Genomic DNA, 25,051 nt, shown 5'->3' on the forward strand with positions numbered 1-25,051 from the left:
CATGCCCGGCTTTCTGCGCCGTCCCGCCTTTTGGATCGTTCTTGTTGTCGTCGTGCTGCTCGGCGGCAGCTTCTTCTATATGAAGGGCCAGGCGGCCGAGAAGAAGAAGAAGCTTGAAGCAGCCGCCGCACAGGAGGAGCCCTCCCCCTATGCGGCCATCGCCCAGGGCAAGGCCGACGTCGACGGCGGCGTGATCCAGGTGGCCGCCCGCCGCCAAGGGATCGTCCGCGAGGTGTTCGTCCAGGAAGGCGACATCGTCAAAGCCGGCCAGCCCCTGGCCAAGCAGGAAGACGACGACGCCCGCCTGGCGGCCCAGACCGCCAGCGCCGCCCTGTCCTCGGCCAAGGCCCAGCTGCAGCTGTATCAAGTGCAGCTACGCACGGCCCAGCGCGAATTCAACCGCCTGCAAGGCCTGACCGCCTCGAACTTCGTCGCCGCCCAACGGCTGGACGCGGCTCGGGACAAGATCGCCGAGGCCCAGGCCAATATCGGCGCGCAACAGGCGGCGATCAGCGTCGCCTCGGCCCAGCTGGCCCAGGCCCAGTACAATCAGGAACTGACGGTGATCCGCGCGCCCGCCGACGGCCGCATCGCGCGCCGTCAGGCCAATCCCGGTGCCGGCGCCTCGACCCTGAACGTCACGGCCATGTTCGACCTCGAGCCCAACACTCAGCGCATCGTCCGCGCCGAAATCGTCGAGGCCGACATTCCGAATGTGGCGATCGGCCAGGAGGTCGAAATCCAGCCAGAGAGCGATCCGGACAAGACGTATCTCGGCAAGGTCCTTCGCCGCGCCTCGGTCTTCGGCGCGCGCAAGCTGGCCTCGGACGATCCCAGCCAGCGCAGCGACGAGCGTGTTGTCGAAGTGGTGGTCAGCGCCGACGGCGCCCCGCTGTTGGTCGGCCAGCGCGTGCTGGTCAAGTTCATGAAGCCCGGTCAGAAGGCCGGCGTGAAGCGCGACAAGCCGACCCCGCCGGTCGCGGGCGGCGCGAAGAAGAAGACGTAGGTCAAGAGCCGCTCTACCAGGGGGCAACGGCGCCGCCGCAGGCCCCCACCTGACCACGCTCCGCGTGGTCGTCCGCCCCCAAAGGGGGCGGAAGGAACGCACCCCTTCTTCCCCCTCCGGGGGAGGAGCGCGTCAGCGCGGAGGGGGCAGGTACGAGCGTTCGCAGCGCTGTATCATCCGCGTATCCGGAATCGAACCGAACGAAATCAACCGCTTCCGACTTTTACACGCCGCTCTGTCATCCGCGTTGAAACCGCCCTTATGCTTTACCCACCTCGTCGCGAGGAAAGGGCGCATGGCCAGCGACCATCGTGGCGGCGGGGGGCGATCGAGCGGGGACAGGTTCGAGGGGGATACTCGGACGGTCCGGGGCTGAGCTTGCTGGGCTCACCCGCCCGCCGTCGGCGTGGTTGGAGGCAAAAGGGCGTGTTTGGCTGAAAGCCCGTCCTCTCCGACCGTTGGGTCTCTCGGAAACGGGAGGCCCAGGTCCCGGTAAGGCCTGAACAGGGCCACCCGACGGGACGCTGGCGGATAACGATCGCGCGGAGCGTCGGGCTTCGTCGAAACGGTACTCACTACCCAAACCTCCGGACGGATGTCCGGCGCTCCGCGTCCCTTTCCATCCCTTCAGCGAGCGATCGCGTGAAGCGGCGGGGGTGTGCGTGCGTTCAAAATCCTCCCCCTGTGGGGGAGGCGGTCCGAAGGACCGGAGGCGGGAGGGGCAAGGTCAGCCGGACTTCCCCCACCGGCGCTTCGCGCCACCTCCCCCGCTGGGGGGAGGATTGGAGAACCGCTCCCCTTGACGCCCCTCCTCCCGCGCCGCACAACACGGCCAAACCAAACACGCGTTTGAGGGAGACTTCGGCATGGCGGACATCCGCTTCGACGGCAAGGTGGCGATCGTGACGGGCGCCGGCGGGGGCCTCGGCCGACAGCACGCCCTGGAGCTGGCGCGGCGCGGCGCCAAGGTCCTGGTCAACGACCTGGGCGGCAGCGTCGATGGCTCGGGCGGCTCGTCCGAAGCGGCCCAAAAGGTCGTCGAGGAGATCAAGGCCTTCGGCGGCGAAGCCATCGCCAACGGCTCGTCCGTCACCGATGACGCGGGCGTCGCGAACATGGTCAAGCAGGCGATGGACACCTGGGGCCGCATCGACATCCTGATCGCCAACGCCGGCATCCTGCGCGACAAGACCCTCTCCAAGATGGAGCTGGCCGACTTCGAGCTGGTCCTGCAGGTGCATGTGTTCGGCACGTTCAAGCCGATCAAGGCGGTCTGGGATATCATGAAGGCCCAGAACTACGGCCGCATCGTCGTGACGACCTCATCGTCGGGCATGTACGGCAACTTCGGCCAAAGCAACTACGGCGCGGCCAAGATGGCGGTGCTGGGCCTGATGAACACCCTCAAGCTCGAGGGCGCCAAGAACGACGTGAAGATCAACGCCATCAGCCCGGTCGCGGCCACCCGCATGACCGAGGGCCTGATGCCGCCGGAAGTGCTGGCCAAGCTGGCGCCGGAATATGTGACGCCCGGCGTAGTCTATCTCTGCTCGGACGAAGCCCCTACCGGCGCGATCCTGACGGCCGGCGCCGGGGCCTTCGCCCTCTCGCGCATCTACGAGACCGAAGGCGTCTATCTGGGCGAAGGTGGTCTTTCGGCCGAGGAAGTCCGCGACAGCTGGGACCAGATCACCGACGAGGCGGGCCAAAAGGCCTACTTCAACGGCGGCGAGCAGGGTCAGAAGTTCTTCCGCAAGATGGCGGGCGGCTGACGCCGGCAACGGGGATTCGTTTCCGTTACGGAAGGCAAAAACGAGGCAAATTCTGACATAACGTCGATTTAAATGGGGGCTTCAGGCCCCCATTTCTTTGACAGGGCCAACAAAATTCACCCTCAAGCGAAAAAATAGCAACGGTTTCTGACCTGATGCGCTAGAGCCCTCGCTCCACCAGCGCAAACAAGCGTTCGGCGGACCTCTCCTCCCCCAGAAGGTCTCGTCAGTTTCATGTCCATTACGCGTAACCGCCTCGCCGCCGGCGCGGCTTTCGGCGTCGCCGTTCTCGCCGCCTCGCAGGCCTCCGCCTCGGCTTTCTATCTCCAGGAACAATCGGTCCGCGGCGCGGGTCGCGCCTATTCGGGCGAAGTCGCCGATACGGGCGTCGCCAGCCTGTGGTGGAACCCCGCCGCGATCGCCCGCGTCGAACGTGGCGAGATCTACGGCGGCCTGCACGGCATTCTGGTCGATTCCGACGCCACCAATAACGGCTCGACGATCACCCGTCCGGGCCAAGCGACGACCGCCATCAGCGGCGACAGCCGCGCCAGCAATCCCCTGCTGAACGGCCTGCTGCCCAACCTGGGCGGCGCCTGGCGTCTGAACGACAAGATCGTCATCGGCTTGTCGACCGCCGCGCCCTACAATTTCACCACCAAGTACAGCTCGACCAGCGTCGCGCGCTATGACGCGCTGAAGTCGCGCCTGACCTCGGTGGATATCCAAGGCACGGTCGCCTATCGCCTGAACGACAAGCTCGACCTGGGCGTTGGCATCAGCGCCGAGTACATGGACGCCAACCTGACCAACGCCCTGCCGCAGATCTCGCCGCTGCTGGCCGACACCGGCCGCCAGGCCTTGACCGGCGACGGCTGGGACTATGGCTGGAGCGCCGGCGCCCAGTATCACCCGACCTCGAACCTGACCTTCGGCGCCAGCTATCGCTCCAAGATCAAGCACACCCTGAAGGGCAAGGTCGACGTGTCGGGCCTGCTGAGCCTGCTAGCGGCCAGCAACGGCTCGTTCGACGGCGAGGCAGAAATCACGACGCCCTGGATCGCCACCATCGGCGGCCGCTGGGGCGTCACGTCCAAGACCACTCTGAACGCCTCGGTCAGCCGCATCGGTTGGAGCGAGTTCGACGCGATCCGCGTGACCCGCGCCGCTGGCACCACGGTGACCCCGCAGGACTACAAGGACATCACCACGATCGCCGTGGGCGTGGACTACCAATACAGCCCCCGCCTGACCCTGCGTGGCGGCGTCCAGAAGGACCCGACCCCGACGCCGGACATCGGCCGCACCGCCCGCGTTCCGGACGGCGACCGCATGATGTACTCGACCGGCGCGACCTGGGCCGCCAAGCCGAACCTGAAGCTGGACGTCGCGGCGACCTATATCGACTTCGCCGACAGCGCCATCAATCGCAGTGACACCTTCTACGCCGGCACGGCCGCCGCGACGGCCACCGCGTTGAAGGCCAACGCGACGGGCTCAGCCGTGGTGCTCTCGGCCGGCGCGCGCTTCACTTTCTAGGAAGCGCAAAGCCTGAAATGAAAGGCCCGCCCGGAGCGATCCGGGCGGGCTTTTTCATGGGCGTTAACCGACGGCTTTCCACAGCGTCTTGGCCGCCGCGACGAAGACCTGGGCCGCCTGGCCCTTGGGCTCGCCGATCACGGCCGGAACGCCCTCGTCGCCGCCAATCCGCACGCCCATCTCGATCGGCACGCGGCCCAGCAGCGGAACCTTCAGGCGGGCGGCCTCGGCCACGCCGCCGCCCTCGCCAAAGATCGGGATCGGGGCGCCGGTCGAGGGATCGGCGAAGAAGGCCATGTTCTCGATCAGGCCCAGGATCGGGGTCGCGGTCTTCTCGAACATCACCGCCGCGCGGCGGGCGTCGATCAGGGCGATCTCCTGCGGGGTCGTCACCAGGACAACGCCGTCGATCCGCAGCTTCTGGACCAGGGTCAGCTGGATGTCGCCGGTGCCCGGCGGCAAGTCGACGACCAGCACGTCCAGCGGCTGAGCTTCCGAGCCCCAGGCGACATCGTGGATCATCTGGCGCACCGCCGACGAGGCCATCGGCCCGCGCCAGATCATCGCCTTGCCCTCGTCGACGATGAAGCCGATCGACATCAGCCTGACGCCGTGAGCTTCCAGCGGCTGGAGCTTTTCGTTCTCGAACAGCGGATCGCCGTCGACGCCCATCATCTTGGGCGCCGAGGGGCCATAGACGTCGGCGTCCAGCAGGCCAACGCGCAGGCCCATCTGGGCGAAGGCGACGGCGAGGTTGGTCGAGACGGTGGACTTGCCCACCCCGCCCTTACCGGATGCGACGGCGATCACGTGGCGGACGTAGGCGGGCTTTTCGGCTTCCGGCGGCGGGACCATGCGCGCTTGCGGGTCCTCGGAAACCTTGGCCCCCTTGCGCACCCGGGTCGCGCCCTCTGCGGCCTGGGCGGTCAGCACGACCTGGGCGACGTCGACGCCGGGCAGAGCGGCCAGGGCCTTCTCGGCGGCCTCGCGGACTGGGGCATAGGTCGCCGCCTGGCTGGCGGGCACCTCCAGCATGAAGCCGGCGCGGCCGTTGCGGACCACCAAGCCCTGGACCAGCTCGGCCGCCACCAGCCCTCGCCCGCTGACGGGGTCGGGAATACGGTCCAGCGCCGCGCGGGCGTCGTCGAGGGTAGCGGGGTTTACGCCGGTCACGTCAGTCAGGCCTCGTGTTGCGGGCCTTCATATCCGCGCCGCGCCCCGCTTTTACAAGAGCGCGCCGGCTCGTAGGGCCTCAGGTCGAAGCCTTCAGCAGGTCCATCACGTGATGCAGGCTCTCGGCGATGTGGACGCACTTGTCGTGCATCTCCTCGTTGGGATCGAGAATGTCCGGCACCATCACCGTCATCATGCCGGCCGCATGGGCGGCGCGGACGCCCGGATGCGAGTCCTCCAGCGCCAGGCAATAAGCCGGCTCGACCCCGATGCGCTGGGCCGCCAGCAAATAGGGATCGGGATTGGGCTTGTGTCGAGTGACGTCATGGTGCGCGACGACGGCGTTGAACCGGTGCAGCAGATCGAAGCGCCCCAGATACCGCTCAACGGCCGGAAGCCCGTTCGAGGTGGCGATTCCGCGCGGCAGGCCCCGGTCGTCGAGATAGTCGAGGATTTCGACCACCCCGGCCTTCAGCTTGGTCTCAGCTTCCAGCAGATCTTCGACATCAGACCAGACGCGCTCGAAATAGGCCTGGACCGGAAAGGTCTCGCCGTACAGCTCGCGCAGCATCACCCCACATTCCGGGTTCGTCTTCCCCACCATCGAGGCGTAGGTCTCGCCGGTGAACTGGACGCCGAAGACGCCCCCGGCCTCGATCATCGCCGCGCGGTAGACGATCTCGGTGTCCAGCAGCAGGCCATCCATGTCGAAGACAACGGCCTCGACGCGGCGGGGAAAACTCACGAGACGAACTCCTCGGCGCGGTAGCCCTGGAAGTAGAGCAAGGTCGTCAGATCGGTATGGTCGACCTTGGCATGGGCCTGGGCCGCGACGATCGGTTTGGCGCGATAGGCGACGCCCAGGCCCGCAGCCTCGATCATCGCCAAGTCGTTGGCGCCGTCGCCGACCGCCAGGGCGTCGGCGGGGGTGAGGCCCAGGGCCGCCGTCTCCTCGCGCAGCGCCGCCAGCTTGGCCTCCTTGCCGAGGATCGGATCCCCGACCTCGCCGGTCAGCGCGCCGCCCTGCTCGATCAAGGTGTTGGCGCGGTTCAAGTGGAAGCCCGCCGCCTCCGCCACGCGGCTGGTGAAGAAGGTGAAGCCGCCCGAGACCAGCGCGCAGCGCGCGCCGTGCTTGGCCATGGTCGTGACCAGGGTCCGCGCGCCGGGGTTCAGCTGGACGCGCTCGTCGTAGCAGCTTTGCAGCGCGTCGACCGACAGACCCTTGAGCATGCCGACCCGCTCGCGCAGCGCGCCCTCGAAGGCCAGTTCGCCCCGCATGGCGCGTTCGGTGATCTCGGAAACCTGCGCCTTCACGCCAGCGAAGTCGGCGAGCTCGTCCAGGCATTCGACATTGATAATCGTCGAGTCCATGTCCGCGATCAGCAGCCGCTTCTTGCGGTTCTCCACGGGTTGGAGGGCGAAGTCGATCGCCTGGTCGGCGACCACCTCGGCGACCCGCGCCTTGGCGTCAGCCAGCGCGACGTTCGTCGACAAATCCAAGGCGTTTGGGCCCAGAAGGACCGACGGCCCCAGGTCCAGGGCGCGAGCGACGGTTTCGGCCTCTTGGCCGACGAGCGTGATGGCGAGCATGCGGGGGGCGCTAAGCCAGGCGACCCCGGCCGTCAACCCGCCTCAGCTATCCGCCCATCCCCGTGCAGCGCTTCATGAGGACCATACTGGCTTGTCGACCCGCAGCGCTCGGATCGCTCGCGCCGGTGACTTCGGACTTGGCCAAGCTCAGTAGAGAGGCGACGCCGGCCTCGTAGGTTTGACTGGGCGTCAGGCCCAAGGCCCCACCTTCCGCGAAGGCTTCATCCAGCATGGCTTTACCCTTGAACCCGAAGGCGCTGAGCATGGACTGCACCGTCTTGCCGTTGCTCTGCTTGGCGAACACCTCGGGATAGCCGTCCGCCACCTTGCCCAGGATCAGGAGCACCGCGCCACAGCCCGCCTTTTCACTCGTAGCCGCCGAGAGCGTCGGAGCCGTCGCCAGCGGCTTGGCGGCGGGCAATGGCGCGACCTGCGCCTTGACGTTGACGTCCGCCGCGTTCGCGAAGGCTGGCGCGACAAGCGCGGATACGGCAAGGCTGGCCGCGATGAGGCAGGACGGACGCATGAGCTCTCCCCAGTCTGACGCAACCTTGGATCGCTCCCAAGGCGATGACTATCGCATCTGGCTGATCGCGGGGCCGACCGCAAGCGGCAAGTCGGCCTATGCGCTCCGGCTGGCGGAGAAGATCGGCGGCGAGATCGTCAACGCCGACTCCATGCAGATTTACGCTGGCCTGCGCGTGCTGACGGCGGGCCCTTCTCCCGAGGAGATGGCCCACGCGCCGCACCACCTGTTCGGCGTCATGGACGCCGCGGTCGGCTGGTCCGTCGGACGTTGGCTGGAAGCCTCGACGGCCGCGCTGTCCGAGATCGCGGCGCGGGGCAATCCGGCTATCGTGGTTGGCGGCACCGGTCTCTATTTCCGCGCCCTCACCCACGGTCTGGCGGATGTGCCGCCGGTGCCGGAAACCCAGCGGGAGATTTCCGGCCTGCTCTACGCGGCCCGAGGCGAGACGGAATTCCGCGAGATTCTGAAGCCGCTCGACCCCGAGGCCGAGGCCCGCATCGAGGTCGGCGATCGTCAGCGCCTGGTCCGCGCTCACGCCGTGGCGATCGCCACCGGCAAGTCCCTGACCGCCTGGCAGACCGACACCAAGCCCGCCCTCCAGCCGGGAAGCTGGAAGGGCGTGGTGCTCGATCCGCCCCGCGCCGATCTCTACGCGCGCTGCGACGCGCGCCTGGCGGCGATGGTCGAGCAAGGCGCCCTGGACGAGGTGCGGGCCATGGAGACCCGAGGGCTCGATCCGTCCCTCCCTGCTCTCAAGGCCGTCGGATACCGCGAGTTCGTGGCCCATCTGCGTGGCGAGACCACGCTGGAGCAGGCGCTGGAAGCCGCGCGGCAGGAGACCCGCCGCTACGCCAAGCGCCAACTAACCTGGTTCCGCAACCAGACGCCAGATTGGGATCGAGTCCCAGCAGGAGCCGTCAGCGTTCCGTGACGGTCGCACCGGCCTTGATCAACCTGGGCTTCACGGCGAGCTGATAGTCCTCGTCGAACATCTGGTCCTTGAGGCGATCCAGGGTCGCGATCACCCGGTCCTCGGCGGCCGTCACCGGCTTGGCGAAGACCTCGCAGGCCGTCCCGACCGGCAGATCGGCCTGACCGTTTTCGATGGCTTGCAACGGCTTGGTAGCGCCCTCCTCGCAACCGAGCAGGCCCGTGATCGAGTAGAAGCACAGATCGCGCTGCAGATAGGACTCGACGACCCAGACGCAGGGGATCGCTGACACCGTGACGCCCTCGGGCGTCGCCGGAACCGCGCCGGGCTTGGCGATGGTTCGCAGGAAAATCTGGTAGCGCACCACCGCGTTCTCGGTCCGGCCGCCCTTGGTCAGCGTCAGCGGCTTTGCCTTCTGCGCGACCGGCGCCAGCCTTTGCAGTTGCGGCGGCTGGGGCGCGGGGGGCGCCGGCGCGGTCGCGGCGGGGGGCGTGGCGGCTTGGACGAGCACGGTGATCTCCAGGTTGAGCTTGGCCATGGTGACCACACCCGCTCAATCTTGGCGATAGCCTGTGTTTGCAGGTTCCCGACTTGCCCCTATGGAGAGGACCGGTAAGCCCGAAGGAAATCCGATGTCCGACCTCAAAGCCCTCGCCGAACGCGTCGCCGAACGCCTGATCGCTCGAGGCGAGACCGTCGCCATCGCCGAGTCTTCCGCCGGCGGACTGATCTCGGCGGCGCTGCTCGCCGTGCCGGGCGCGTCCAAGTTCTATGCCGGCGGCGCGGTCGTCTATACGGCCCGGGCGCGGCTGACCTTGATGGACATTCCCCAGAAGGCGATGGACGGCCTGCGCTCGGCCAGCGAACCCTATGCGGAACTGCTGGCGCGCGTGGCCCGCAAGAACCTGAAGGCGACGTGGGGCCTGTCGGAAACCGGCGCGGCCGGCCCCGACGGCAACCGCTATGGCGACGCGCCCGGCCACTGCTGCATGGCTGTGGTCGGCGAGGAGACCTCGGTCAGCGCCACGCTCGAGACCGGCCACGCGGATCGCGGCCCCAACATGCAGGCCTTCGCCGCCGCGGCTCTGGAATTGCTGGCGCGCACGCTGGAGGCCTGACGGGCGGGTGTTTCACCCAAGTCGGGCCTAGGTTCTGGCGACAAATTCACGTCTTCGCGCCGGCAAGACGAACCGGGTTTGCGGAGGGGCAGGCGATAAGAGGACAAACCTGCCTCGCCGACCTTCGATTTGGCGGGCAACCGCGCCCGAAAAAGGCACATCCTTGCGGCAATGCGCGCCTTGACGGGTTAACGCGCGCATGTCATCACCCATTCCGTAGCTTTGGAGCAAGACTCGTGCGCAAAACCATGATCGTACTTATGGAGCGGCCGTCCGCGACGTGACCTTAGAAGTCACGCCGTAGTTCGGTCGCGCGCGCAAAGGTCCTTCGGGACCTTTTTTCTTTTCCGCCTACACCCTTCCCGCTTCCCACCGGATCCGTCCCATGACCGCCCACCAGACCATCGAGAGCAAGGCTCCCGCCGCCGCCGAGACCTCCCGCGCCATGACTGGCGCCGAGATCGTGGTTCGCGGCCTCGTGGACCAGGGCGTCGAGGTGCTGTTCGGCTATCCGGGCGGCGCGGTCCTGCCGATTTATGACGCGCTGTTCCACGAGCCGCGCCTGCAGCACATCCTGGTCCGTCACGAACAGGGCGCAACCCACGCGGCCGAAGGCTATGCCCGCAGCTCGGGCAAGCCGGGCGTCGTGCTGGTCACCTCGGGCCCGGGCGCGACCAACGCCATCACCGGCATCATGGACGCCCTGATGGACTCGATCCCGATGGTGGTCATCACCGGCCAGGTTCCGACGCACCTGATCGGCACCGACGCCTTCCAGGAAGCCGACACGGTCGGCATGACCCGCTCGTGCACCAAGCACAACTACTTGGTCAAAGACGTCCGCGACCTGCCGCAGATCATCCATGAGGCCTTCAAGATCGCCACGACCGGCCGCCCGGGCCCGGTGCTGATCGACATCCCCAAGGACGTCCAGTTCGCCAAGGGCGAGTACTACGGCCCGCACGAGGTCCAATCGACCCACGCCTACGCCCCGCGCATCAAGGGCGACGCGGCCCGGATCGCCGAGGCGGTCAAGCTAATTTCCAGTGCTCGCCGCCCGATCTTCTACACCGGCGGCGGCGTCATCAATGCTGGCCCCAAGGCCAGCGCGTCGCTGCGGGAGTTTCAGGCCCTAACCGGCGCGCCGGTCACCTCGACCCTGATGGGCTTGGGAGCGTTCCCGGCGGCCGACCCTGCATGGCTAGGCATGCTGGGCATGCACGGCACGTTCGAGGCCAACAACGCCATGCACGATTGCGACGTGATGATCTGCGTCGGCGCGCGCTTCGACGACCGGGTGACCGGCCGCCTGGACGCCTTCTCGCCAGGCAGCAAGAAGATCCACATCGACATCGACGCCTCGTCGATCAACAAGAACGTCCGCGTCGACCTGCCGATCGTCGGCGACGCGGCTTCCGTGCTGGAAGACCTGATCGCCGCCTGGAAGACCGCGAACCTGCAGCCCAACAAGGCCGCCCTGAGCGACTGGTGGGCCCAGATCGACCAATGGCGCGCGCGCCAGTGCCTGAACTACCGAGCCTCCGACACGGTCATCAAGCCACAGTACGCGATCCAGCGCCTGTACGAGCTGACCAAGGACAAGGACGTCTACATCACGACCGAGGTCGGCCAGCACCAGATGTGGGCCGCGCAGTTCTTCCGCTTCGAGGAACCGAACCGCTGGATGACCTCCGGGGGCCTGGGCACCATGGGCTACGGCCTGCCCGCCGCCCTCGGCGTGCAATTGGCCCATCCGGACAGCCTGGTCGTCGACATCGCCGGCGAAGCCTCGATCCAGATGTGCATCCAGGAGCTGTCGACGGCGATCCAGTTCGACCTGCCGGTCAAGATCTTCATCCTGAACAACGAATGGATGGGCATGGTCCGTCAGTGGCAACAGCTGCTGCACGGCGAGCGCTACAGCCACTCGTACTCGGACAGCCTGCCCGACTTCGTGAAGCTGGCCGAGGCCTATGGCGCCCACGGTATCCGCTGCGATGACCCGGCCGAGCTGGATGGCAAGATTCTCGAGATGATCAATTGCGACAAGCCGGTGATCTTCGACTGCCGGGTCGAGAAGAACGAGAACTGCCTGCCGATGATCCCGTCGGGCAAGGCCCACAATGAGATGATCATGGGCGAGGTCGAGGACATCGGTAATGTGATCGGCGAGGATGGCGCGGGGCTGGTCTAAGCCCTTCGCCCTTCCCCATTCCTTTGGCATAGAAGCGATCCATGACCGCCAACGTCCAACCCGCCCCCGCCTCGGCCTACGACCTTAGCCCCTCGGGCCAGGCCGAACAGACCGCGACCTTCGCGCTGCTCGTCGACAATGAACCCGGCGTTCTGCATCGCGTCGTCGGCCTGTTCGCGGCGCGTGGCTACAATATCGAGAGCCTCACGGTCGCCGAAACCGACCGCAACGCCCACACCAGCCGCATCACCGTGGTGACGCGCGGCACTCGCCACGTGCTGGATCAGATCGAGGCCCAGCTGAACAAGGTCGTGAACGTCCGCCGCGTGCACGACGTCACCCGCGACCCCAACGGCGTCGAGCGCGAGTTGGCCTTGGTTAAGGTGCGCGGCTCGGGCGTCGATCGCGTCGAGGCCCTGCGCATCGCCGAGATCTTCCGCGCCAAGCCGGTCGACACGACGCTGGAAAGCTTCGTGTTCGAGATCTCGGGCGCGCCGTCCAAGATCGACAAGTTCCTGGACCTGATGCGCCCCTTAGGCCTCGTGGAACTCTCGCGCACCGGCGTCCTTTCCATCGAGCGGGGCGTCGAGGGCATGTAGCGGGATGGGCCGCTGAACGGGCTCACAGGCCCCTAAGCGCCCGCCGCCGCCATCTCCGGCTGCTCGCGAAGACGCGCCACGTCCTTAATCGGCGGCGCGCCGAATAGGCGGGCGTACTCGCGGCTGAATTGCGATGGACTGTCATAGCCGACGGTGTGGCCTGCGGTCGCCGCGTCCAGACGTTGCACCAGAATAAGTCGGCGGGCCTCCTGTAGACGAATCTGCTTCTGGTACTGCAGCGGCGACAGCGAGGTCACCGCCTTGAAGTGCTGGTGCAGCGCCGAGGGGCTCATCCGCGCTTCGTCGGCGACGGCCTCGATGCTGAAGGGCTGGTCGAAGTTGCGTTTGATCCAGCCGATCGCACGGTTGACCTGACGCAGCCGCCCATCGCGGCGAGCGATCTGGGCCAGGCGTGGCCCCTGCGGCCCCGTCAACAGGCGGTATAGGATTTCCCGCTCGATCAGCGGGGCCATGACCGCCACGTCGTCCGGCGCATCCAGCAGCGAAACCATCCGGCAGACCGCGTCGAACAGTTGAGGCGTCATGGCCCCCGCCGACATCCCGCCCACCAGCGGCGCCGCGGCGTCGAGGCGAGCGGCCAGGCCGCACTCCATGATCATCTCGCTGATCAGCTTGGCGTCCAGCACGATCCGGAAACTCAAGTAGGGCTTGTCCGCCGAAGCATCGACGACCTGGCCCATGGCCGGCACGTCGATAGACGACAGGAAGAAGTGCCGCTCATCGTACTCGTGCACGGCGTCGCCAACGGTGACGCGCTTGCGCCCCTGGGCCAGCACGCAAAAGGACGCGTCATGAAGGCCGTGGTGAGGTTCGCTGGGCTTCGTCAGCCGATAGAGGTTGACCCTGGGGCAGCAGGTCTCGACCGGACCTTCATCCGGCGTGAATCGTTCAATCAAGACGGCTAGCGCCTCGCGCGTGCTCATGAATTTTCCTTGTTCGTGCGAGGCTATTTGTACGCCTTGCACGATCCTCCGTCACGCGACGCCCCGCCCTTCCGGAGGATCGTGCAATCATGACGGAGCATCGGTCTACGGGCGGGACGCTCCTTTGCCGCATGGTGGCGTCGTTCCGCTCCCCGACACGGCCAACTTCAAAAATCAGAGCTCTGCGATGAGACGCTACACGCCCCGACGCGGCGTGACGGCTCCGCGCTGGTTTGTCGCCGCCCTGCTGGGCGGAACGGCCGCGCTGACCGCCGCGACCGCCGTGCTTCCGAAACCCGCACTCAAGACATCCGCCCCCGCCCAGCCCTTCCAGATTGGGAGACTCGCCCGATGATGATGTCCGCCATCGTTCCCCACATCCCCGTCGCCGGCGTCTGGATCTCGCCCGACGGCCACATCTCGCTGGAGCTTCGCGCTGACGGGCGCTTCATCGAGACTCGCGACGACTTCGCCGACGTGTTCACCGGCGTCTACGTTCTGGTCGGCGAGACGCTGAAACTGTTCGAGGATCACGGCGCGGTCGTCAGCGGCACTTTGTCCAACGGCCGCCTTAGCCTGGGGACAGTCCAGCGCCCGGCCTTCCATACCGAGCCCGAAGCCCCTATATTGTGATTGTCCGGCTTCGGCCGAACTATGGGGATAAACGCGCACGTAATAAGCGGACTGGACCCGGGTGCGATTCCCGGCGGCTCCACCAAATCTCTCCCAAGTTATCATGGGACTGTATGGGGCCGATCAGCATCGACAGACGTGTAAAGGTGACTGCTTTCTCTCGGCTTGGCCCACCGTTTCGGGCCTTTATCTAAATGCGAACGATAACTTCGCTGAAGAGTTCGCCGTCGCCGCGTAATGCGGTGCAGGTGAATTCGCCTCTTAAGTCCTAGGGGTTCAGATCCCTAGGCGGGGCCCGGAGGGAGCCTGCCAACAGAATCCCTCCACTTCCCAACAGTCGGCAAGGTCTTCAGCGCGATGCAAACGCTTGCGCCGCGAGGGCGATAGCGCCTTTGTCGCACTCCCTCCGGAATGACATCGGAGAGCTTTGCGATAGCGTTCCGACACGCTAGGCTCGCGGCTTCGTTTTCAGTCCGAAGTATCGACCCCAGCGCATGTCCCAAACCGAACAGCCCGAAGACCTCATGCAATACGAGGCCATGGCCCAGGACGCCTTGCGCGGCGTGGTCAGGGCCGCGTTGAAGAAGGCCGCGGAGCCGGGCGGCCTGCCCGAGCCGCATCACCTCTACATCACCTTCAAGACCAAGGCCGTCGGCGTCTCGGGTCCGCAAGACCTGCTGGGCAAGTATCCGGACGAGATGACGATCGTCCTGCAGCACCAGTATTGGGACCTGGCGCCAGGCGAGAGCTCGTTCTCGGTGACGCTGAAGTTCGGCGGCCAGCCCAAGCGCCTGAATGTGCCCTACTCCGCCGTGACCCGCTTCTACGATCCGTCGGTTCAATTCGCCCTGCAGTTCTCCGCGCCCGAAGTCATTGAAGATGATCCCGAGCCTGAGGCCGAACCAGAAGCCAAGGCGCCGCCCCCGTCGGGCGACGAAGGTCCGAAGATCGTCTCCCTGGACCAGTTCAGAAAGAAATGAGCGACGTCGCCTCGGACGCTCCGCAGACCCTGAGCGACGAGGCGATCCTCGCGCGCTTCCGCGCATCCAAGAACCCGCCCAGCGGATCCCAGACCCTGGGCTTTGAACTGCTCGCCGTGCGTCAGGCCGATCGCGAGATCGAAGTCGGTTTCACCGCGCGCGCCGACCTGCTTTGCAATCCGATGGGTCAGATCCAAGGCGGCTATGTCTGCGCCATGCTGGACGAGGCCATGTCGGTGGCCGGCATGATCACGTCGGGCATGACCCACGTCGTTCCGACCCTCGAGATGAAGACCAGCTTCCTGCGCCCGACCATGCCGGGCGCGTTGCGCGGCGTCGGCCGGGTGGTGAAGTGGGGCCGGACCGTTTGCTTCATGGAAGGCGAACTCTACGACCCCGAAGGGCGGTTGCTGGCCAAGTCGACCGGCACGGCGATCCCGACGCCCTTCGCCAACTTCAAGAAGAAATAGGTTGAGGCCGCGCGGGCGTCCGTGGCCAGAACACCTTGAGCAGGAGGGTTTGACCCGCGCGGCAAGCAGGTTACACAAACCCTAGAAGTTACTGCTTCACCCAGGGGACATCGTTGACGTTGCGTGTTTCGCCCGCAGCCGCCTTCGCGGCGGCCTTGATCGCACTTTGGCCCGCTCTGGGATCGGAGGCGCGAGCCCAAGACGTCACGCCTAGTACGCCGCCACCATCCAGCGAGACCGCCCCTGTCGCGGAACCCGCCCCTCGCCCCTACTCCAGCCTGCGTCCTCGCCGTGTCCGGCCGCCACGGCCAACGCCGGCGCCGCAACCCAGCCCTCCAGCGCCAGCGCCGAGCACTCCCGCCGCGCAGCCCGTCGCGAGCGGCGTTACACCCCTGCCTCGTCAAGAACTCGAAGCTTTCGTCGACGGCGTGGTGCAGCGCGCGATGACCCGCGACCACATCGCCGGCGTGACCATCTCGGTGGTTCAGAACGGCCAGGTCGCGCTGAAGAAGGGCTATGGCTTCGCCAACCTGGACCAGCGCAGAGCCGTCGATCCCGACCGAACCCTGTTCCGCATCGCCTCCATCTCGAAGACGTTCACCTGGATCGCCCTGATGAACGAGATCGAGTCGGGCCACATGCGCCTCGACGGGCCGGTGAACCTCTATCTGCCTGAGCCGCTGCAGTTGAAGGATCAAGGCAAGAAGACCCAGGTCCGCCTTCGGGACCTGATGACCCACACTGCGGGCTTCGAGGACCGTGCGCTGGGCCAGCTGTTCGAGCGCGATCCCAACCGCATCCGTCCGCTCGCGGACTATCTGCGCCAAGAGCGCCCCCGCCGGGTGCGCGAGCCTGGCCTATTGCCCAGCTACTCGAACTACGGGGCAGCCCTGGCTGGCGCCGCTGTCGCCAATGTGACGGGCAAGCCCTTCGAGCAGCTGGTCAGCGAAGAGATCATCGTGCCGACCGGCATGCGCCACACGACCTTCCGCGAGGCGCGTCCCTGGAGCGACAAGCTGCCAGCGCCAATGTCCGGCGACCTAGCGGCCGAACTCTCGGACGGCTTCTCGTGGACGCCCCTGGGCTGGAAGGTTCGGCCGCGAGAATTCATGGGCCAGGTGGCTCCGGCCGGTTCGGCCTCGAGCACCGCCGGCGACATGGCCAGGTACATGACCCTGCTGCTCAACGGCGGCGTGATCGACGGCAAGACGGTGTTCTCGCCCAAGGCCGCGCAAGCCTTCCGTACGCCCATGTACCGCCCGGCTCCGGAGGCCGCAGGCTGGAACGCAGGCTTCCAGGACATCCCTCTACCCGGCGGTCGACGCGGCTTCGGCCACGGCGGCGCCACGCTCTATTTCCATTCCAACATGGTGATCGCGCCCGACCTGGGCCTTGGGATCTTCATTTCGGTTAACACCGATAGCGGCGCAAACCTGCCCGCCACCTTGCCCGCGACGATCATCGAGCACTTCTACGCCAAACCGCCCGCCGCGCCGCCGCCCAGCGCCATGAGCTACGAGCAGGCTAGACTCTACGAAGGGGACTACCTGACGACGCGTCGCGCCTATGGCGGCCTGGAGGGCTTTATCAATCGCATGATCGGCCGCGTGATCGTCCGGGCCACGCCCGAAGGACGCCTTTCCATCAGCGAGGGGAGCTCGACGACCCTCTTCACGGCCGCTGGACGTCCTGGCGTGTTCAAGGCCGTCGATGGTCCTCTTGTCATCGTCTTCGACGCCAATGGCGATCGGCCGTCGCGCTTCTACGCCGCGCGCGGGTTCGCGACCTACGAGCGGATCGGACCCATGCGATCGGCATCCCTCTTGACGGCCATCATCGCCTTGGCCGGCTTGGCCAGCCTGGCGACCGTGCTCGGGACCATCGTCCGCAACCGCCGCGAAGCCCGCCAGACTCCCGTGCAGGCTCGCGCCAGCCAGATGCAGACCGCCCAGGCCGTGCTGTGGCTGATCTCGGCGGCATGCATGGGCGTCTTCGCGGTCCGCGCTTCGGATCAGACAGCGGCCTTTTTCGGCTGGCCCAGTGGTTGGCTGCTCAGCGGTTCGGCCTGCGCCCTCGTGGCGGCGCTTATGGCCGTCCTGACCCTGGGCGCCTTGCCGATGGTGTGGCGCGGCGGCCGGCGTGTCGACAGCTGGAACGCGGGCCGCAAGGTCGCCTTCACCTTCACCGCCTTGCTGTTCGTCTTCCTGAGCGTGCTGCTGGGCCTGTGGGGCTATCTGCTGCCCTGGAGCTGAGGCGCCGCCTCAGCCCTCCAAGGTCCGCCGCATCAGATTGGTGCTCAGCTTTCGCACCTGGATGACGATCCGCTCGCGATCGCCCGGCCGCCGCTCGACCAGCAGCCGGGCGACCTGAGCGTCGTCGTGGAAGGCGTAACCCTTGATCGCGTCCAGCAGCGCCTTGGCCAGGTTGTCGAGATCCATCCACGGCGGCTCGCCGACATATTCCATGCCGATCTCGACGCTGAACTCGCCCCAGGCCGGGCGTGAGCCCCGCCATGACTTGCGGAAGAACTCGTAGATCAGCGGCTTGTAGTACTTGCCCTGAGTGGTGAGGCCATCGACCACGAGGGTCAGCTCGCCACCCGCCTCGCGGGCGCGGACCTTGCCGTGGTGGGTCCAATCGGCTCCGTCGAAACCCTGGCTCACGCCGCCACCATGTCGGCCAGCTTCAAGACAGTGTTCCAGTTGCGCATCGTGCCGAGCGGCTCTCGCTTGGTCTTCTTCCAGTCGCGATCCAGCGTGGATTCGGCGATACCGTCCTTGAAGTCGATATAGAGCGCCCGCCCCTCGGCGTGGATCTCCTCGCGCCCCTTGATCGCCGCGCGCAGCACCTCGACCGTGTCGCCGTCGATCGGCGTCTTCAAGAAACTGACCAGCAGATGATTGGGCCGAGTGCCCGCCTGTTCCCGAAACGGGTTGGCGGAGATCACCGCCTGGAGCTCGGCGGCCGTGCGGACCATGAAATCCGTGCGCAGGCCCATTCGCCTCTCCAAACCGTCTTCCAGACGCGCCTCAAGACCCTCGCCGGCTTCGCCCCAGAGCACCAGATTGCCACTGGCCAGAAGGGTCTTGGCGTCGTCGAAGCCAAGATCAGTCGCCAAGCCTAGCAGGTCGTCCTTGAGGACCTTGCGTCCCCCAACATTGACAGCGCGCAGCAGGGCGATGTGGGGACTCATTCGGGGCTCCGGCCGGACGAAGGCCGAGGCGTAGGCTCGCCTGGCGCTTATCGCAACCGCGAACATTGCCCTCCAGCCGCGCAAGGTCTAGACCGCGCTCGACCGTTTTTCCGGAGATCTCCGCATGACCGCCACGCGTATCGAGACCGACACCTTTGGCCCGATCGAAGTCGCCGCCGACCGCTACTGGGGCGCGCAAGCCCAGCGCAGCCTGGGCAACTTCAAGATCGGCTGGGAAAAGCAACCTCTGCCCGTCGTCCGCGCCCTTGGCATCGTCAAGCGCGCCGCCGCCGAGGCTAACCTCGCCTTGGGCAAGCTGGACCCGAAGATCGCCGAAACGATCATCGCCGCCGCCAATGAGGTGATCGAAGGCAAGCTGAACGATCACTTCCCGCTGGTCGTCTGGCAGACCGGCTCGGGCACCCAGTCGAACATGAACGCCAACGAGGTCATCTCGAACCGCGCGATCGAAATGCTGGGCGGCGAGATGGGCAGCAAGAAGCCCGTTCACCCGAACGACCACGTCAATATGAGCCAGTCGTCGAACGACACTTTCCCGACGGCCATGCACATCGCCTGCGCCGAGCAGGTGGTCCACGACTTGCTGCCCGCGCTGAAGCATCTCCACAAGGCCCTGGCCGCCAAGGCCGCCGAGTGGAAGGACATCATCAAGATTGGCCGCACCCATACTCAGGACGCCACCCCGCTGACGCTGGGCCAGGAGTTCGGCGGCTACGCCCAGCAGATCGAGAACGGCATCGCTCGCATCGAGATGACCCTGCCGATGCTGATGCAGCTGGCCCAGGGCGGCACCGCCGTCGGCACCGGCCTGAACGCCCCCGTGGGCTTTGCTGAACTGGTGGCCGAGAAGATCGCCGGCGTGACGGGCCTGGCCTTCACCACCGCGCCGAACAAGTTCGAGGCCCTGGCCGCCCACGACGCCATGGTCTTCACCCACGGCGCTATCAACACGGTCGCCGCCAGCCTGTTCAAGATCGCCAACGATATCCGCTTCCTGGGCTCTGGCCCGCGCGCCGGCCTTGGCGAGCTGTCGCTGCCGGAGAACGAGCCCGGCTCATCGATCATGCCGGGCAAGGTCAATCCGACTCAGTCCGAGGCCCTGACCCAGGTCTGCGCCCAGGTGTTCGGCAACCACTCGACCCTGACCTTCGCCGGCAGCCAGGGCCACTTCGAGCTGAACGTCTTCAACCCGGTGATGGCCTACAACTTCCTGCAGTCGGTGCGCCTGGTGGCCGACGCGGCGATCAGCTTCACCGACAACTGCGTGGTCGGCATCGAGCCGCGCGTCGACAACATCAAGAAGGGCGTCGAGAACAGCCTGATGCTGGTCACGGCCCTGAACGGCAAGCTGGGCTATGACGCCTGCGCCAAGATCGCCAAGACCGCGCACAAGAATGGCACCACCCTGCGCGAGGAGGCCGTCGGCGGCGGCTATCTGACGAACGAAGAGTTCGACCAGTACGTCCGCCCGGAGAAGATGATCTCGCCGGGCTGATCGCCGGACATCCAAATGACGAAGGGGCCGCTGCGAAGCGGCCCCTTTTTTGTTTAGCGCGTCACCACCTCGCGCCCGATCGGGGCGATGGCGATCTGGGCCAGTTGCAGGTCCTTCAGCGCGAACGGGATGCCGATGATCGTGATGGCCTCGGCCGCGGCGACCACGATGTGGCCCAGCGCCAGCCACCAGCCGGCCAGGATGAACCAGATCACGTTCAGCCCGCAGCCCAGCGGGCCGGTGCCCAGGTCCTGGCGGCCGGTGAGGATCTCGCGGCTGACGATCTCCTTGCCAAACGGCCAGAAGGCAAAGCCCGCGATGCGCCAGGCCGCGCCGGCATAGGGCAAGCCCACGATGGTGATGGCCAGCAGCACGCCGGCGAGCAACCAGCCGAGGCCCATGACGAAGCCGCCGAAGAAGAACCAGAGAACGTTCAGAAGGAAGCGGATCAAGGCGTTGTCCCCGTCAGGCCAAGCCGGCCTTCAACCGTCTAGGTGGCTCTGTTCCGTTCGCCTGTGAAGGACACGCGAGCCGGATTACGCCGAATTCACCGCGCGCCCAGCTTGGGTTAGGCCCGGCGGCTGACAGCGAAGTCGGCCAGGTCTTCCAGCGCCCCGCGCCAATCGTTGGCGGGGAAGATCGCCAGGGCCGCCTTGGCCTTGTCGGCGTAGTCGGTGGCCAGATCCAGCGTCGCGTCCAGCGCGCCCGTCCCGATGATCAGCTCGCGCGCCCGGCGGAAATCGGCCTCGGTCTGCTCGCGACGGCCCACGGCCCGCTCCCAGAACTCGGCCTCGCGCGGCCCCGATCGGGCGATGGCCAGAAGCAACGGAAGCGTCGCCTTGCCTTCTCGGAAGTCGTCGCCAGCGTTCTTGCCAAGCGTCTCGGTGGCGCCGCCGTAGTCGAGCGCGTCGTCGACCAGCTGGAACGCCAGGCCCAGCTGCAGGCCGTAGGCCTTCAGCGCGTCGGTCTTGGCGGCGTCGACGCCCGCCGACACCGCGCCGGCCTCCGAGGCCGCGGCGAACAGCTCGGCCGTCTTGGCCTGGATGATCTCGAGATAAAGCGCCTGCGACAGGTTCAGGTCGTGGCTGCGCATCAGCTGCATGACCTCGCCCTCGGCGATGACGCGGCTGGCGCGGGCCAGGATCTCCAGCGCCTTCATCGAATTCGTCTCGACCATCAGCTCGAAGGCCCGGGCGAAAAGGAAATCGCCGACCAGCACGCTCTGCGCCCCGCCCCAGATCAGGTGCGCGGCGACCTTGCCGCGACGAAGCGCGCTACCGTCGACGACGTCGTCATGCAGCAGGGTGGCGGTGTGGATGAACTCGACGGCGGCCGCCAGCTTCAGACAGTGGTCGTTATCCGACCCGGCCCCATCCGAAGCAGCGAGGCGCGCGGCAGCGACGGTCAGCAGCGGCCGCAGGCGCTTGCCGCCGGCCGCGATCAGGTGCTCGGCCAGGGCCGGGATGATCGGCACGTCGCTCTGCATCCGCTCGGTGATCAGGCGGTTGACGCCGGCCATATCGGTCTCGGCGAGGCGCACGAGACGATCCACCGAGCCCGACTTCCGGGGGAGGGTCGCTGCGGCTGCGTCCAAAACCATGATCTCCTTGCGGCGTCCCCCTCTTCGCTATCCGGAGGGATCTACCGTTGCGAGGGACAATGGTGGCGGGATAGGTCAGGGTCAAGGCGAGCACAAGGCCTCAAAAGCATTGGACGATCCAAGGGTGACAGAGGACCGGGTTCTGGGAGGCCGCGTGCGGCTGCGCCAGAAGGCCGACGGCTACAGGGCCGGCATGGATGCGGCGCTTTTGGCGGCTGCTTGCGACGCCCTGCCCGGCCAGCGCGTGCTTGAGCCCGGTTGCGGCGTCGGCGGCGCCCTGCTGGCGGCCGCCACGCGCCGGCCCGAGGTTCTGTTCCAAGGCGTCGAGCGTGACCCCATCGCCGCCGCCCTGGCGACCGAGAACGCCGACCTTAACGTGCTCTCCGATCGCGTCTCCATCCAAGCGGGCGATATCGATTCGGGGTTCCGCGCCCTGGGCCTGCCGGTGTTCGACGCGGTGATGACCAATCCGCCGTTCTTCGACGATCCGGGAACCCTGCGCGCGCCCCACCCCGCCAAGAGCGGCGCCTGGATGGCCGACGGCGGCCTCAAGGCTTGGACAACCTTCTGCCTGAAGGCCGTGCGCGAGGGCGGGACCATCACGATCATCCACCGCGCCGATCGCCTGGCCGACATCCTGGCGCAACTGGCGCCCAAGGCCGGCTCGTTCCGCATCCGCCCGATCGCCCCGTTCGCCGACGCCCCGGCCAAGCGGGTGATCGTGCGGGCCATCAAGACCGGCAAGGCCCCGCTGGTCCTGCTGCCGCCTCTGGTGCTGCACGACCGCGATGGCGGCAAGCATTCGGCGCAGGCCGAGGCGATCCTGCGGGGGGAAGCGGCGCTGGGGTGGTAAGCCGGGCGCACACGACTTCGCCGCTTCACGCGGCGGGCCGCTGAAGGGATGGAAGGGAAGCGGAGCGCCCGGGCGACGCCCGGAGGATTAGAGTGTGTGTACCGTTTCGACGAAGCCAGACGCTCCGCGTGGCGCGTTATCCGGTGAGCCAGCGGGGCGCGGGGTTTTAACCCGCTCCCGACAGTCGGCCCCCGACGGGCGGGCCAGGGCGACGAACCCCGGTCCCGGAACGCCCGGGCGATTTCAGCCCGGACCAAAGTCCCGCTCGACCACCCCCGACAGCCGTCACGATCGCCGGCCGGACGTCCCTTCCGCGCTATCGGGTGAGAAGAAGTATGGATCGGGATTCAACGCGGATGATCCAGCGGCGTGTAAAAGTGAGAAGTAATTGATTTTGCTTGGTTCTACCTCGCCAATACCGAGCATAGAGCGCCGCGAACGCCCGTAAAAGATCCTCCCCCGTGACACGGGGGAGGTGTCGGCGGAGCCGACGGAGGGGGCGAACTGGAAGTCGGCCGAGCTAGCCCCCTCCGGCCCTCTGGGCCACCTCCCCCGCTTCGCGGGGGAGGATCTCGGATTGCGTCCGACTTCGCCAGTCGCCCCGCCCGCCCCCCGCGACGGGAGCCATCCTTACATCTCACGGCGAGACGATCGCAGGGCTGTCCGGGGTAGCGATGGGCCAAGAGAGGCCCTTGAACAATCCTGCGAAGAGCGCATGTGAGATCGGCCGGGGAAACTGAAATCGCTTAGGAGATCCCCATGCCCGTGTTGCTTATTGTTGGTGGCGATCGCGCAGTGAGTGGGTCAGCCGCTACTGTTCCCATGTGTCCAAGCCAGCGGTTACCATTCTACCGCCCAGAGGTAGCGCAAGCCGCGCGGCCATCAGTAGCTTGGCGCAAGTTCCTCTCCCAAAACTACCGCCAAACTCGATAGGCGCTGCCAGCGAGCCGCCCTACTCCGCGTACAATCCCAGCGCCTCGAGACACAGCTCCAGCCCCGTCACATCCCGCAGCGGATCGTGCGTCACGATCACGAACAGCCGCCGCGCCTCGCCCCACAGCATCACGGTCTCGGGCAGGCCGTGGTCCTCGACCTGACAGTCGTCGGCGTCGCGCCACACGCGGTTCTCGTCGAGCGAGGCGCCCAGCATCTGGTCGACGCGGGCCACGTACTCGACCTCGATCTCGCTGGCGACGTTCAGATAGGCGAAGATCGGGCGGCCTAGCCCGGCGAGCACCCCGGCCTCGAACACCGCAGCGGTGTCGGCAGAGGGCCCTCGGAACGGGGTCAGGTTGACGACGCCGGCGTCGGCCTGGCGCAATTGCGCCATGCGGGTCGCGTAGAACTGCCGGGCCGCCAGTTCGTCGTCGCCCTCGCCCGGGGACATGACGGCCGGGGTCAGGGGCTCGAAACCGGCGTCCAGGCACAGAGCCCTCTGACGCGCGGCTTGGGTCTCGGAGTCGGGGAGCCAGGTTTGGGGACCGGCGAGCCACAGGGAACGGACAGGACGCATGCGTCTTACGTCTGGTCCCCAGGCGCCCCTGTCAATGTTTGAGGGTCAATGTTTGGGGGTCAATGTTTGTCGGAAGGCCCTATGACGTCGATCGCGCGAAGAACCCTGCTGGCCGGCGCTCTCGCCCTGACCTCCGCGTCCCTCGCCTCTGCAGCCCTGGCCGCTGCTTCGCAGCCGTGGCTGGCCTATGAGCGCCGCCTGCGAGGCCTGCTGACCGCCCCGCCCGGCGGCGACTTCGACGAGGATTTCGAACAGACCCTGCTGGACCTCAACAACCTGATCCGCCGCCGCGAAGGCGCGCCGCCACTGGCCTGGGACGCGGGGCTGGTCGCCGCCGCTCGCGCCCACGCCGCCGACATGGCCGTGACCGAGCGGTTCGACCACCTGACACAGGAAGGCTACTCCCCCGCCGGCCGCGTCGGCCTTTTGGCGCGAGACCTGGTCGGCGCGCCCGCCGAGAACATCGCCATGCGCCGCAACGCCGACGGCGCGGTGCGGCCCGACCAGATCATGAACCAGTGGCGCGACAGTCCCGGTCACAGGGCCAATCTTGTCGCGGGAAGCTTCACCCACGTCGGCTACGGCGCCCTGCGCCAGGGCCCGCGCGTGATCGCCGTCGGAGCCTATGCCGAGGTCGCCGCGCGCCTGCCAGGCCCGGCGCCCCTACGCATTCGAAGCGCTGACGAGATCGCTCGCGCCCTATCGAACGCCACACCGCCGATCCGCCAGTTCTCGGTGTCCGAGCCCGGCGGCGAGGTGCTGACCGTCACCTATGTCGAGGGTCGGCCGCCCAGCGTGCTGAAGCCGGGCGCCTGGCAGCTGCGGCCGCACCTGTCCTCGGGCGAACACCGGTACCAGCTGGGCTGGGGGCCGGTGTTCGTGCTGGAGTGACGTGCGC

Annotated in this window: 26 protein-coding genes, 1 other RNA gene and 3 pseudogenes; 17 read left to right on the forward strand and 13 right to left on the reverse strand. The window is 67.0% G+C overall.

The genetic code is table 11. The annotated features are described in order from the left end of the window. The first annotated feature begins 1 nt into the window (after nt 1). Together CSW59_RS02480 and CSW59_RS21715 are read left to right on the forward strand one after the other, a co-directional pair. On the forward strand, nt 2-1,006 hold the full coding sequence (locus tag CSW59_RS02480) for an HlyD family secretion protein (RefSeq protein WP_099442539.1): 1,005 nt from the start codon (nt 2-4) through the stop codon (nt 1,004-1,006). 70 nt (nt 1,007-1,076) lie between these two features. Beyond that, nucleotides 1,077-1,152, forward strand: a pseudogene (locus tag CSW59_RS21715) (hypothetical protein); the annotation flags it as partial. 113 nt (nt 1,153-1,265) lie between these two features. Here the strand turns inward: CSW59_RS21715 and CSW59_RS21720 are convergent. After that, nucleotides 1,266-1,418 (reverse strand): annotated as a pseudogene (locus CSW59_RS21720) (hypothetical protein); the annotation flags it as partial. A gap of 27 nt (nt 1,419-1,445) precedes the next feature. After that, nucleotides 1,446-1,655 (reverse strand): annotated as a pseudogene (locus CSW59_RS21725) (hypothetical protein); the annotation flags it as partial. A gap of 217 nt (nt 1,656-1,872) precedes the next feature. Between CSW59_RS21725 and CSW59_RS02490 the strand changes: the two are divergent. Both CSW59_RS02490 and CSW59_RS02495 read left to right on the forward strand, forming a co-directional pair. Further along, a complete protein-coding gene (locus tag CSW59_RS02490; RefSeq protein WP_099442540.1) occupies nt 1,873-2,778 on the forward strand; it encodes an SDR family NAD(P)-dependent oxidoreductase in 906 nt (301 codons plus the stop codon). 234 nt (nt 2,779-3,012) lie between these two features. Continuing rightward, nucleotides 3,013-4,317: an outer membrane protein transport protein gene (locus tag CSW59_RS02495; RefSeq protein WP_099442541.1), complete on the forward strand. Its 1,305-nt coding sequence runs from the start codon at nt 3,013-3,015 to the stop codon at nt 4,315-4,317. 63 nt (nt 4,318-4,380) lie between these two features. Here CSW59_RS02495 and CSW59_RS02500 read toward each other — a convergent pair whose 3' ends face one another. The 4 genes from CSW59_RS02500 to CSW59_RS02515 all read right to left on the reverse strand — a co-directional run bounded on the left by CSW59_RS02500 (nt 4,381) and on the right by CSW59_RS02515 (nt 7,606). Further along, nucleotides 4,381-5,490, reverse strand: a complete 1,110-nt coding sequence (locus CSW59_RS02500; protein ID WP_099442542.1) for an Mrp/NBP35 family ATP-binding protein — start codon at nt 5,488-5,490, stop codon at nt 4,381-4,383. 79 nt (nt 5,491-5,569) lie between these two features. Then, the gene (locus tag CSW59_RS02505) at nt 5,570-6,235 is read right to left on the reverse strand and encodes an HAD family phosphatase (RefSeq protein ID WP_099442543.1); all 666 of its coding nucleotides are present in this window, start codon (nt 6,233-6,235) and stop codon (nt 5,570-5,572) included. Further along, on the reverse strand, nt 6,232-7,080 hold the full coding sequence (gene serB / locus CSW59_RS02510) for a phosphoserine phosphatase SerB (protein ID WP_201722698.1): 849 nt from the start codon (nt 7,078-7,080) through the stop codon (nt 6,232-6,234). The genes CSW59_RS02505 and serB overlap by 4 nt, the downstream gene beginning before the upstream one ends. A gap of 46 nt (nt 7,081-7,126) precedes the next feature. Beyond that, nucleotides 7,127-7,606 (reverse strand): hypothetical protein, encoded by a 480-nt coding sequence (locus CSW59_RS02515; RefSeq protein WP_099442545.1) that lies wholly within the window; start codon nt 7,604-7,606, stop codon nt 7,127-7,129. Here CSW59_RS02515 and miaA point away from each other — a divergent pair. Then, complete coding sequence (miaA, locus tag CSW59_RS02520; protein ID WP_099442546.1) at nt 7,605-8,540, forward strand: tRNA (adenosine(37)-N6)-dimethylallyltransferase MiaA; 936 nt, start codon at nt 7,605-7,607, stop codon at nt 8,538-8,540. The two genes, CSW59_RS02515 and miaA, sit on opposite strands and share 2 nt — an antisense overlap. Here the strand turns inward: miaA and CSW59_RS02525 are convergent. Beyond that, the gene (locus tag CSW59_RS02525; protein WP_099442678.1) at nt 8,527-9,078 is read right to left on the reverse strand and encodes a hypothetical protein; all 552 of its coding nucleotides are present in this window, start codon (nt 9,076-9,078) and stop codon (nt 8,527-8,529) included. The genes miaA and CSW59_RS02525 overlap by 14 nt on opposite strands. 94 nt (nt 9,079-9,172) lie before the next feature. Between CSW59_RS02525 and CSW59_RS02530 the strand changes: the two genes are divergently transcribed. From CSW59_RS02530 to ilvN, 4 genes are all read left to right on the forward strand, one after another. Beyond that, nucleotides 9,173-9,658, forward strand: a complete 486-nt coding sequence (locus CSW59_RS02530) for a CinA family protein (RefSeq protein ID WP_099442547.1) — start codon at nt 9,173-9,175, stop codon at nt 9,656-9,658. Nucleotides 9,659-9,894: 236 nt separating this feature from the next. Beyond that, nucleotides 9,895-9,942: a hypothetical protein gene (locus CSW59_RS20880; protein WP_193852718.1), complete on the forward strand. Its 48-nt coding sequence runs from the start codon at nt 9,895-9,897 to the stop codon at nt 9,940-9,942. Between the two features lie 101 nt (nt 9,943-10,043). Beyond that, a complete protein-coding gene (locus CSW59_RS02535) occupies nt 10,044-11,852 on the forward strand; it encodes an acetolactate synthase 3 large subunit (RefSeq protein WP_099442548.1) in 1,809 nt (602 codons plus the stop codon). Nucleotides 11,853-11,893: 41 nt separating this feature from the next. Further along, the gene (gene ilvN / locus CSW59_RS02540; protein ID WP_099442549.1) at nt 11,894-12,451 is read left to right on the forward strand and encodes an acetolactate synthase small subunit; all 558 of its coding nucleotides are present in this window, start codon (nt 11,894-11,896) and stop codon (nt 12,449-12,451) included. Nucleotides 12,452-12,483: 32 nt separating this feature from the next. Here ilvN and CSW59_RS02545 read toward each other — a convergent pair whose 3' ends face one another. Next, entirely contained in the window at nt 12,484-13,395 is a 912-nt protein-coding gene (locus CSW59_RS02545) for an AraC family transcriptional regulator (RefSeq protein WP_099442550.1), read from the reverse strand. Between the two features lie 351 nt (nt 13,396-13,746). Between CSW59_RS02545 and CSW59_RS02550 the strand changes: the two genes are divergently transcribed. The 5 genes from CSW59_RS02550 to CSW59_RS02570 all read left to right on the forward strand — a co-directional run bounded on the left by CSW59_RS02550 (nt 13,747) and on the right by CSW59_RS02570 (nt 17,730). Continuing rightward, nucleotides 13,747-14,028 carry an Atu4866 domain-containing protein gene (locus CSW59_RS02550; RefSeq protein ID WP_161495008.1) on the forward strand — a complete coding sequence of 94 codons (282 nt, stop codon included), beginning with the start codon at nt 13,747-13,749 and terminating at the stop codon, nt 14,026-14,028. Further along, nucleotides 13,992-14,356: a transfer-messenger RNA gene (gene ssrA / locus CSW59_RS02555) on the forward strand. Before CSW59_RS02550 ends, ssrA begins: the two co-directional genes overlap by 37 nt. Nucleotides 14,357-14,522: 166 nt before the next feature. Then, the gene (locus CSW59_RS02560) at nt 14,523-15,008 is read left to right on the forward strand and encodes an SspB family protein (RefSeq protein WP_099442551.1); all 486 of its coding nucleotides are present in this window, start codon (nt 14,523-14,525) and stop codon (nt 15,006-15,008) included. After that, nucleotides 15,005-15,478, forward strand: a complete 474-nt coding sequence (locus CSW59_RS02565; protein WP_099442552.1) for a PaaI family thioesterase — start codon at nt 15,005-15,007, stop codon at nt 15,476-15,478. The genes CSW59_RS02560 and CSW59_RS02565 overlap by 4 nt, the downstream gene beginning before the upstream one ends. Before the next feature lie 113 nt (nt 15,479-15,591). Continuing rightward, nucleotides 15,592-17,730 carry a serine hydrolase gene (locus tag CSW59_RS02570; protein WP_099442553.1) on the forward strand — a complete coding sequence of 713 codons (2,139 nt, stop codon included), beginning with the start codon at nt 15,592-15,594 and terminating at the stop codon, nt 17,728-17,730. A 9-nt stretch (nt 17,731-17,739) separates the two neighbouring features. Here the strand turns inward: CSW59_RS02570 and CSW59_RS02575 are convergent, their stop codons facing one another. Beyond that, nucleotides 17,740-18,180 carry a RusA family crossover junction endodeoxyribonuclease gene (locus CSW59_RS02575; protein WP_099442554.1) on the reverse strand — a complete coding sequence of 147 codons (441 nt, stop codon included), beginning with the start codon at nt 18,178-18,180 and terminating at the stop codon, nt 17,740-17,742. Next, nucleotides 18,138-18,671 (reverse strand): DUF1697 domain-containing protein, encoded by a 534-nt coding sequence (locus CSW59_RS02580; protein ID WP_201722699.1) that lies wholly within the window; start codon nt 18,669-18,671, stop codon nt 18,138-18,140. The genes CSW59_RS02575 and CSW59_RS02580 overlap by 43 nt, the downstream gene beginning before the upstream one ends. 124 nt (nt 18,672-18,795) lie before the next feature. On the opposite strand from CSW59_RS02580, the gene fumC reads away from it, so the two are divergent. Further along, a complete protein-coding gene (gene fumC, locus CSW59_RS02585; RefSeq protein ID WP_099442556.1) occupies nt 18,796-20,187 on the forward strand; it encodes a class II fumarate hydratase in 1,392 nt (463 codons plus the stop codon). Between the two features lie 53 nt (nt 20,188-20,240). On the opposite strand, the gene CSW59_RS02590 is transcribed toward fumC, so the two are convergent. Together CSW59_RS02590 and CSW59_RS02595 are read right to left on the reverse strand one after the other, a co-directional pair. Further along, the gene (locus CSW59_RS02590) at nt 20,241-20,639 is read right to left on the reverse strand and encodes a YccF domain-containing protein (RefSeq protein WP_099442557.1); all 399 of its coding nucleotides are present in this window, start codon (nt 20,637-20,639) and stop codon (nt 20,241-20,243) included. Between the two features lie 116 nt (nt 20,640-20,755). After that, entirely contained in the window at nt 20,756-21,781 is a 1,026-nt protein-coding gene (locus CSW59_RS02595; RefSeq protein WP_201722703.1) for a polyprenyl synthetase family protein, read from the reverse strand. 115 nt (nt 21,782-21,896) lie between these two features. Between CSW59_RS02595 and CSW59_RS02600 the strand changes: the two genes are divergently transcribed. After that, on the forward strand, nt 21,897-22,640 hold the full coding sequence (locus tag CSW59_RS02600; protein ID WP_099442559.1) for a tRNA1(Val) (adenine(37)-N6)-methyltransferase: 744 nt from the start codon (nt 21,897-21,899) through the stop codon (nt 22,638-22,640). 952 nt (nt 22,641-23,592) lie between these two features. Here CSW59_RS02600 and CSW59_RS02605 read toward each other — a convergent pair. Continuing rightward, a complete protein-coding gene (locus CSW59_RS02605) occupies nt 23,593-24,153 on the reverse strand; it encodes a nucleoside 2-deoxyribosyltransferase (RefSeq protein WP_099442560.1) in 561 nt (186 codons plus the stop codon). Between the two features lie 81 nt (nt 24,154-24,234). Between CSW59_RS02605 and CSW59_RS02610 the strand changes: the two genes are divergently transcribed. Beyond that, nucleotides 24,235-25,044: a CAP domain-containing protein gene (locus CSW59_RS02610; protein WP_099442561.1), complete on the forward strand. Its 810-nt coding sequence runs from the start codon at nt 24,235-24,237 to the stop codon at nt 25,042-25,044. Nucleotides 25,045-25,051 lie beyond the last annotated feature (7 nt).

Source organism: Caulobacter sp. BP25 (assembly GCF_002737755.1).
In the GTDB taxonomy this organism is placed as follows: domain Bacteria; phylum Pseudomonadota; class Alphaproteobacteria; order Caulobacterales; family Caulobacteraceae; genus Caulobacter.

Coding starts and splice junctions, on each gene's coding strand:
- CSW59_RS02480 (WP_099442539.1), top strand. CDS start 2: ATGCCCGGCTTTCTGCGCCGTCCCGCCTTTTGGATCGTTCTTGTTGTC.
- CSW59_RS02490 (WP_099442540.1), top strand. CDS start 1,873: ATGGCGGACATCCGCTTCGACGGCAAGGTGGCGATCGTGACGGGCGCC.
- CSW59_RS02495 (WP_099442541.1), top strand. CDS start 3,013: ATGTCCATTACGCGTAACCGCCTCGCCGCCGGCGCGGCTTTCGGCGTC.
- serB (WP_201722698.1), bottom strand. CDS start 7,080: ATGCTCGCCATCACGCTCGTCGGCCAAGAGGCCGAAACCGTCGCTCGC.
- miaA (WP_099442546.1), top strand. CDS start 7,605: ATGAGCTCTCCCCAGTCTGACGCAACCTTGGATCGCTCCCAAGGCGAT.
- CSW59_RS02515 (WP_099442545.1), bottom strand. CDS start 7,606: ATGCGTCCGTCCTGCCTCATCGCGGCCAGCCTTGCCGTATCCGCGCTT.
- CSW59_RS02525 (WP_099442678.1), bottom strand. CDS start 9,078: ATGGCCAAGCTCAACCTGGAGATCACCGTGCTCGTCCAAGCCGCCACG.
- CSW59_RS02530 (WP_099442547.1), top strand. CDS start 9,173: ATGTCCGACCTCAAAGCCCTCGCCGAACGCGTCGCCGAACGCCTGATC.
- CSW59_RS02535 (WP_099442548.1), top strand. CDS start 10,044: ATGACCGCCCACCAGACCATCGAGAGCAAGGCTCCCGCCGCCGCCGAG.
- ilvN (WP_099442549.1), top strand. CDS start 11,894: ATGACCGCCAACGTCCAACCCGCCCCCGCCTCGGCCTACGACCTTAGC.
- CSW59_RS02545 (WP_099442550.1), bottom strand. CDS start 13,395: ATGAGCACGCGCGAGGCGCTAGCCGTCTTGATTGAACGATTCACGCCG.
- CSW59_RS02550 (WP_161495008.1), top strand. CDS start 13,747: ATGATGATGTCCGCCATCGTTCCCCACATCCCCGTCGCCGGCGTCTGG.
- CSW59_RS02560 (WP_099442551.1), top strand. CDS start 14,523: ATGTCCCAAACCGAACAGCCCGAAGACCTCATGCAATACGAGGCCATG.
- CSW59_RS02565 (WP_099442552.1), top strand. CDS start 15,005: ATGAGCGACGTCGCCTCGGACGCTCCGCAGACCCTGAGCGACGAGGCG.
- CSW59_RS02580 (WP_201722699.1), bottom strand. CDS start 18,671: ATGAGTCCCCACATCGCCCTGCTGCGCGCTGTCAATGTTGGGGGACGC.
- fumC (WP_099442556.1), top strand. CDS start 18,796: ATGACCGCCACGCGTATCGAGACCGACACCTTTGGCCCGATCGAAGTC.
- CSW59_RS02605 (WP_099442560.1), bottom strand. CDS start 24,153: ATGCGTCCTGTCCGTTCCCTGTGGCTCGCCGGTCCCCAAACCTGGCTC.
- CSW59_RS02610 (WP_099442561.1), top strand. CDS start 24,235: ATGACGTCGATCGCGCGAAGAACCCTGCTGGCCGGCGCTCTCGCCCTG.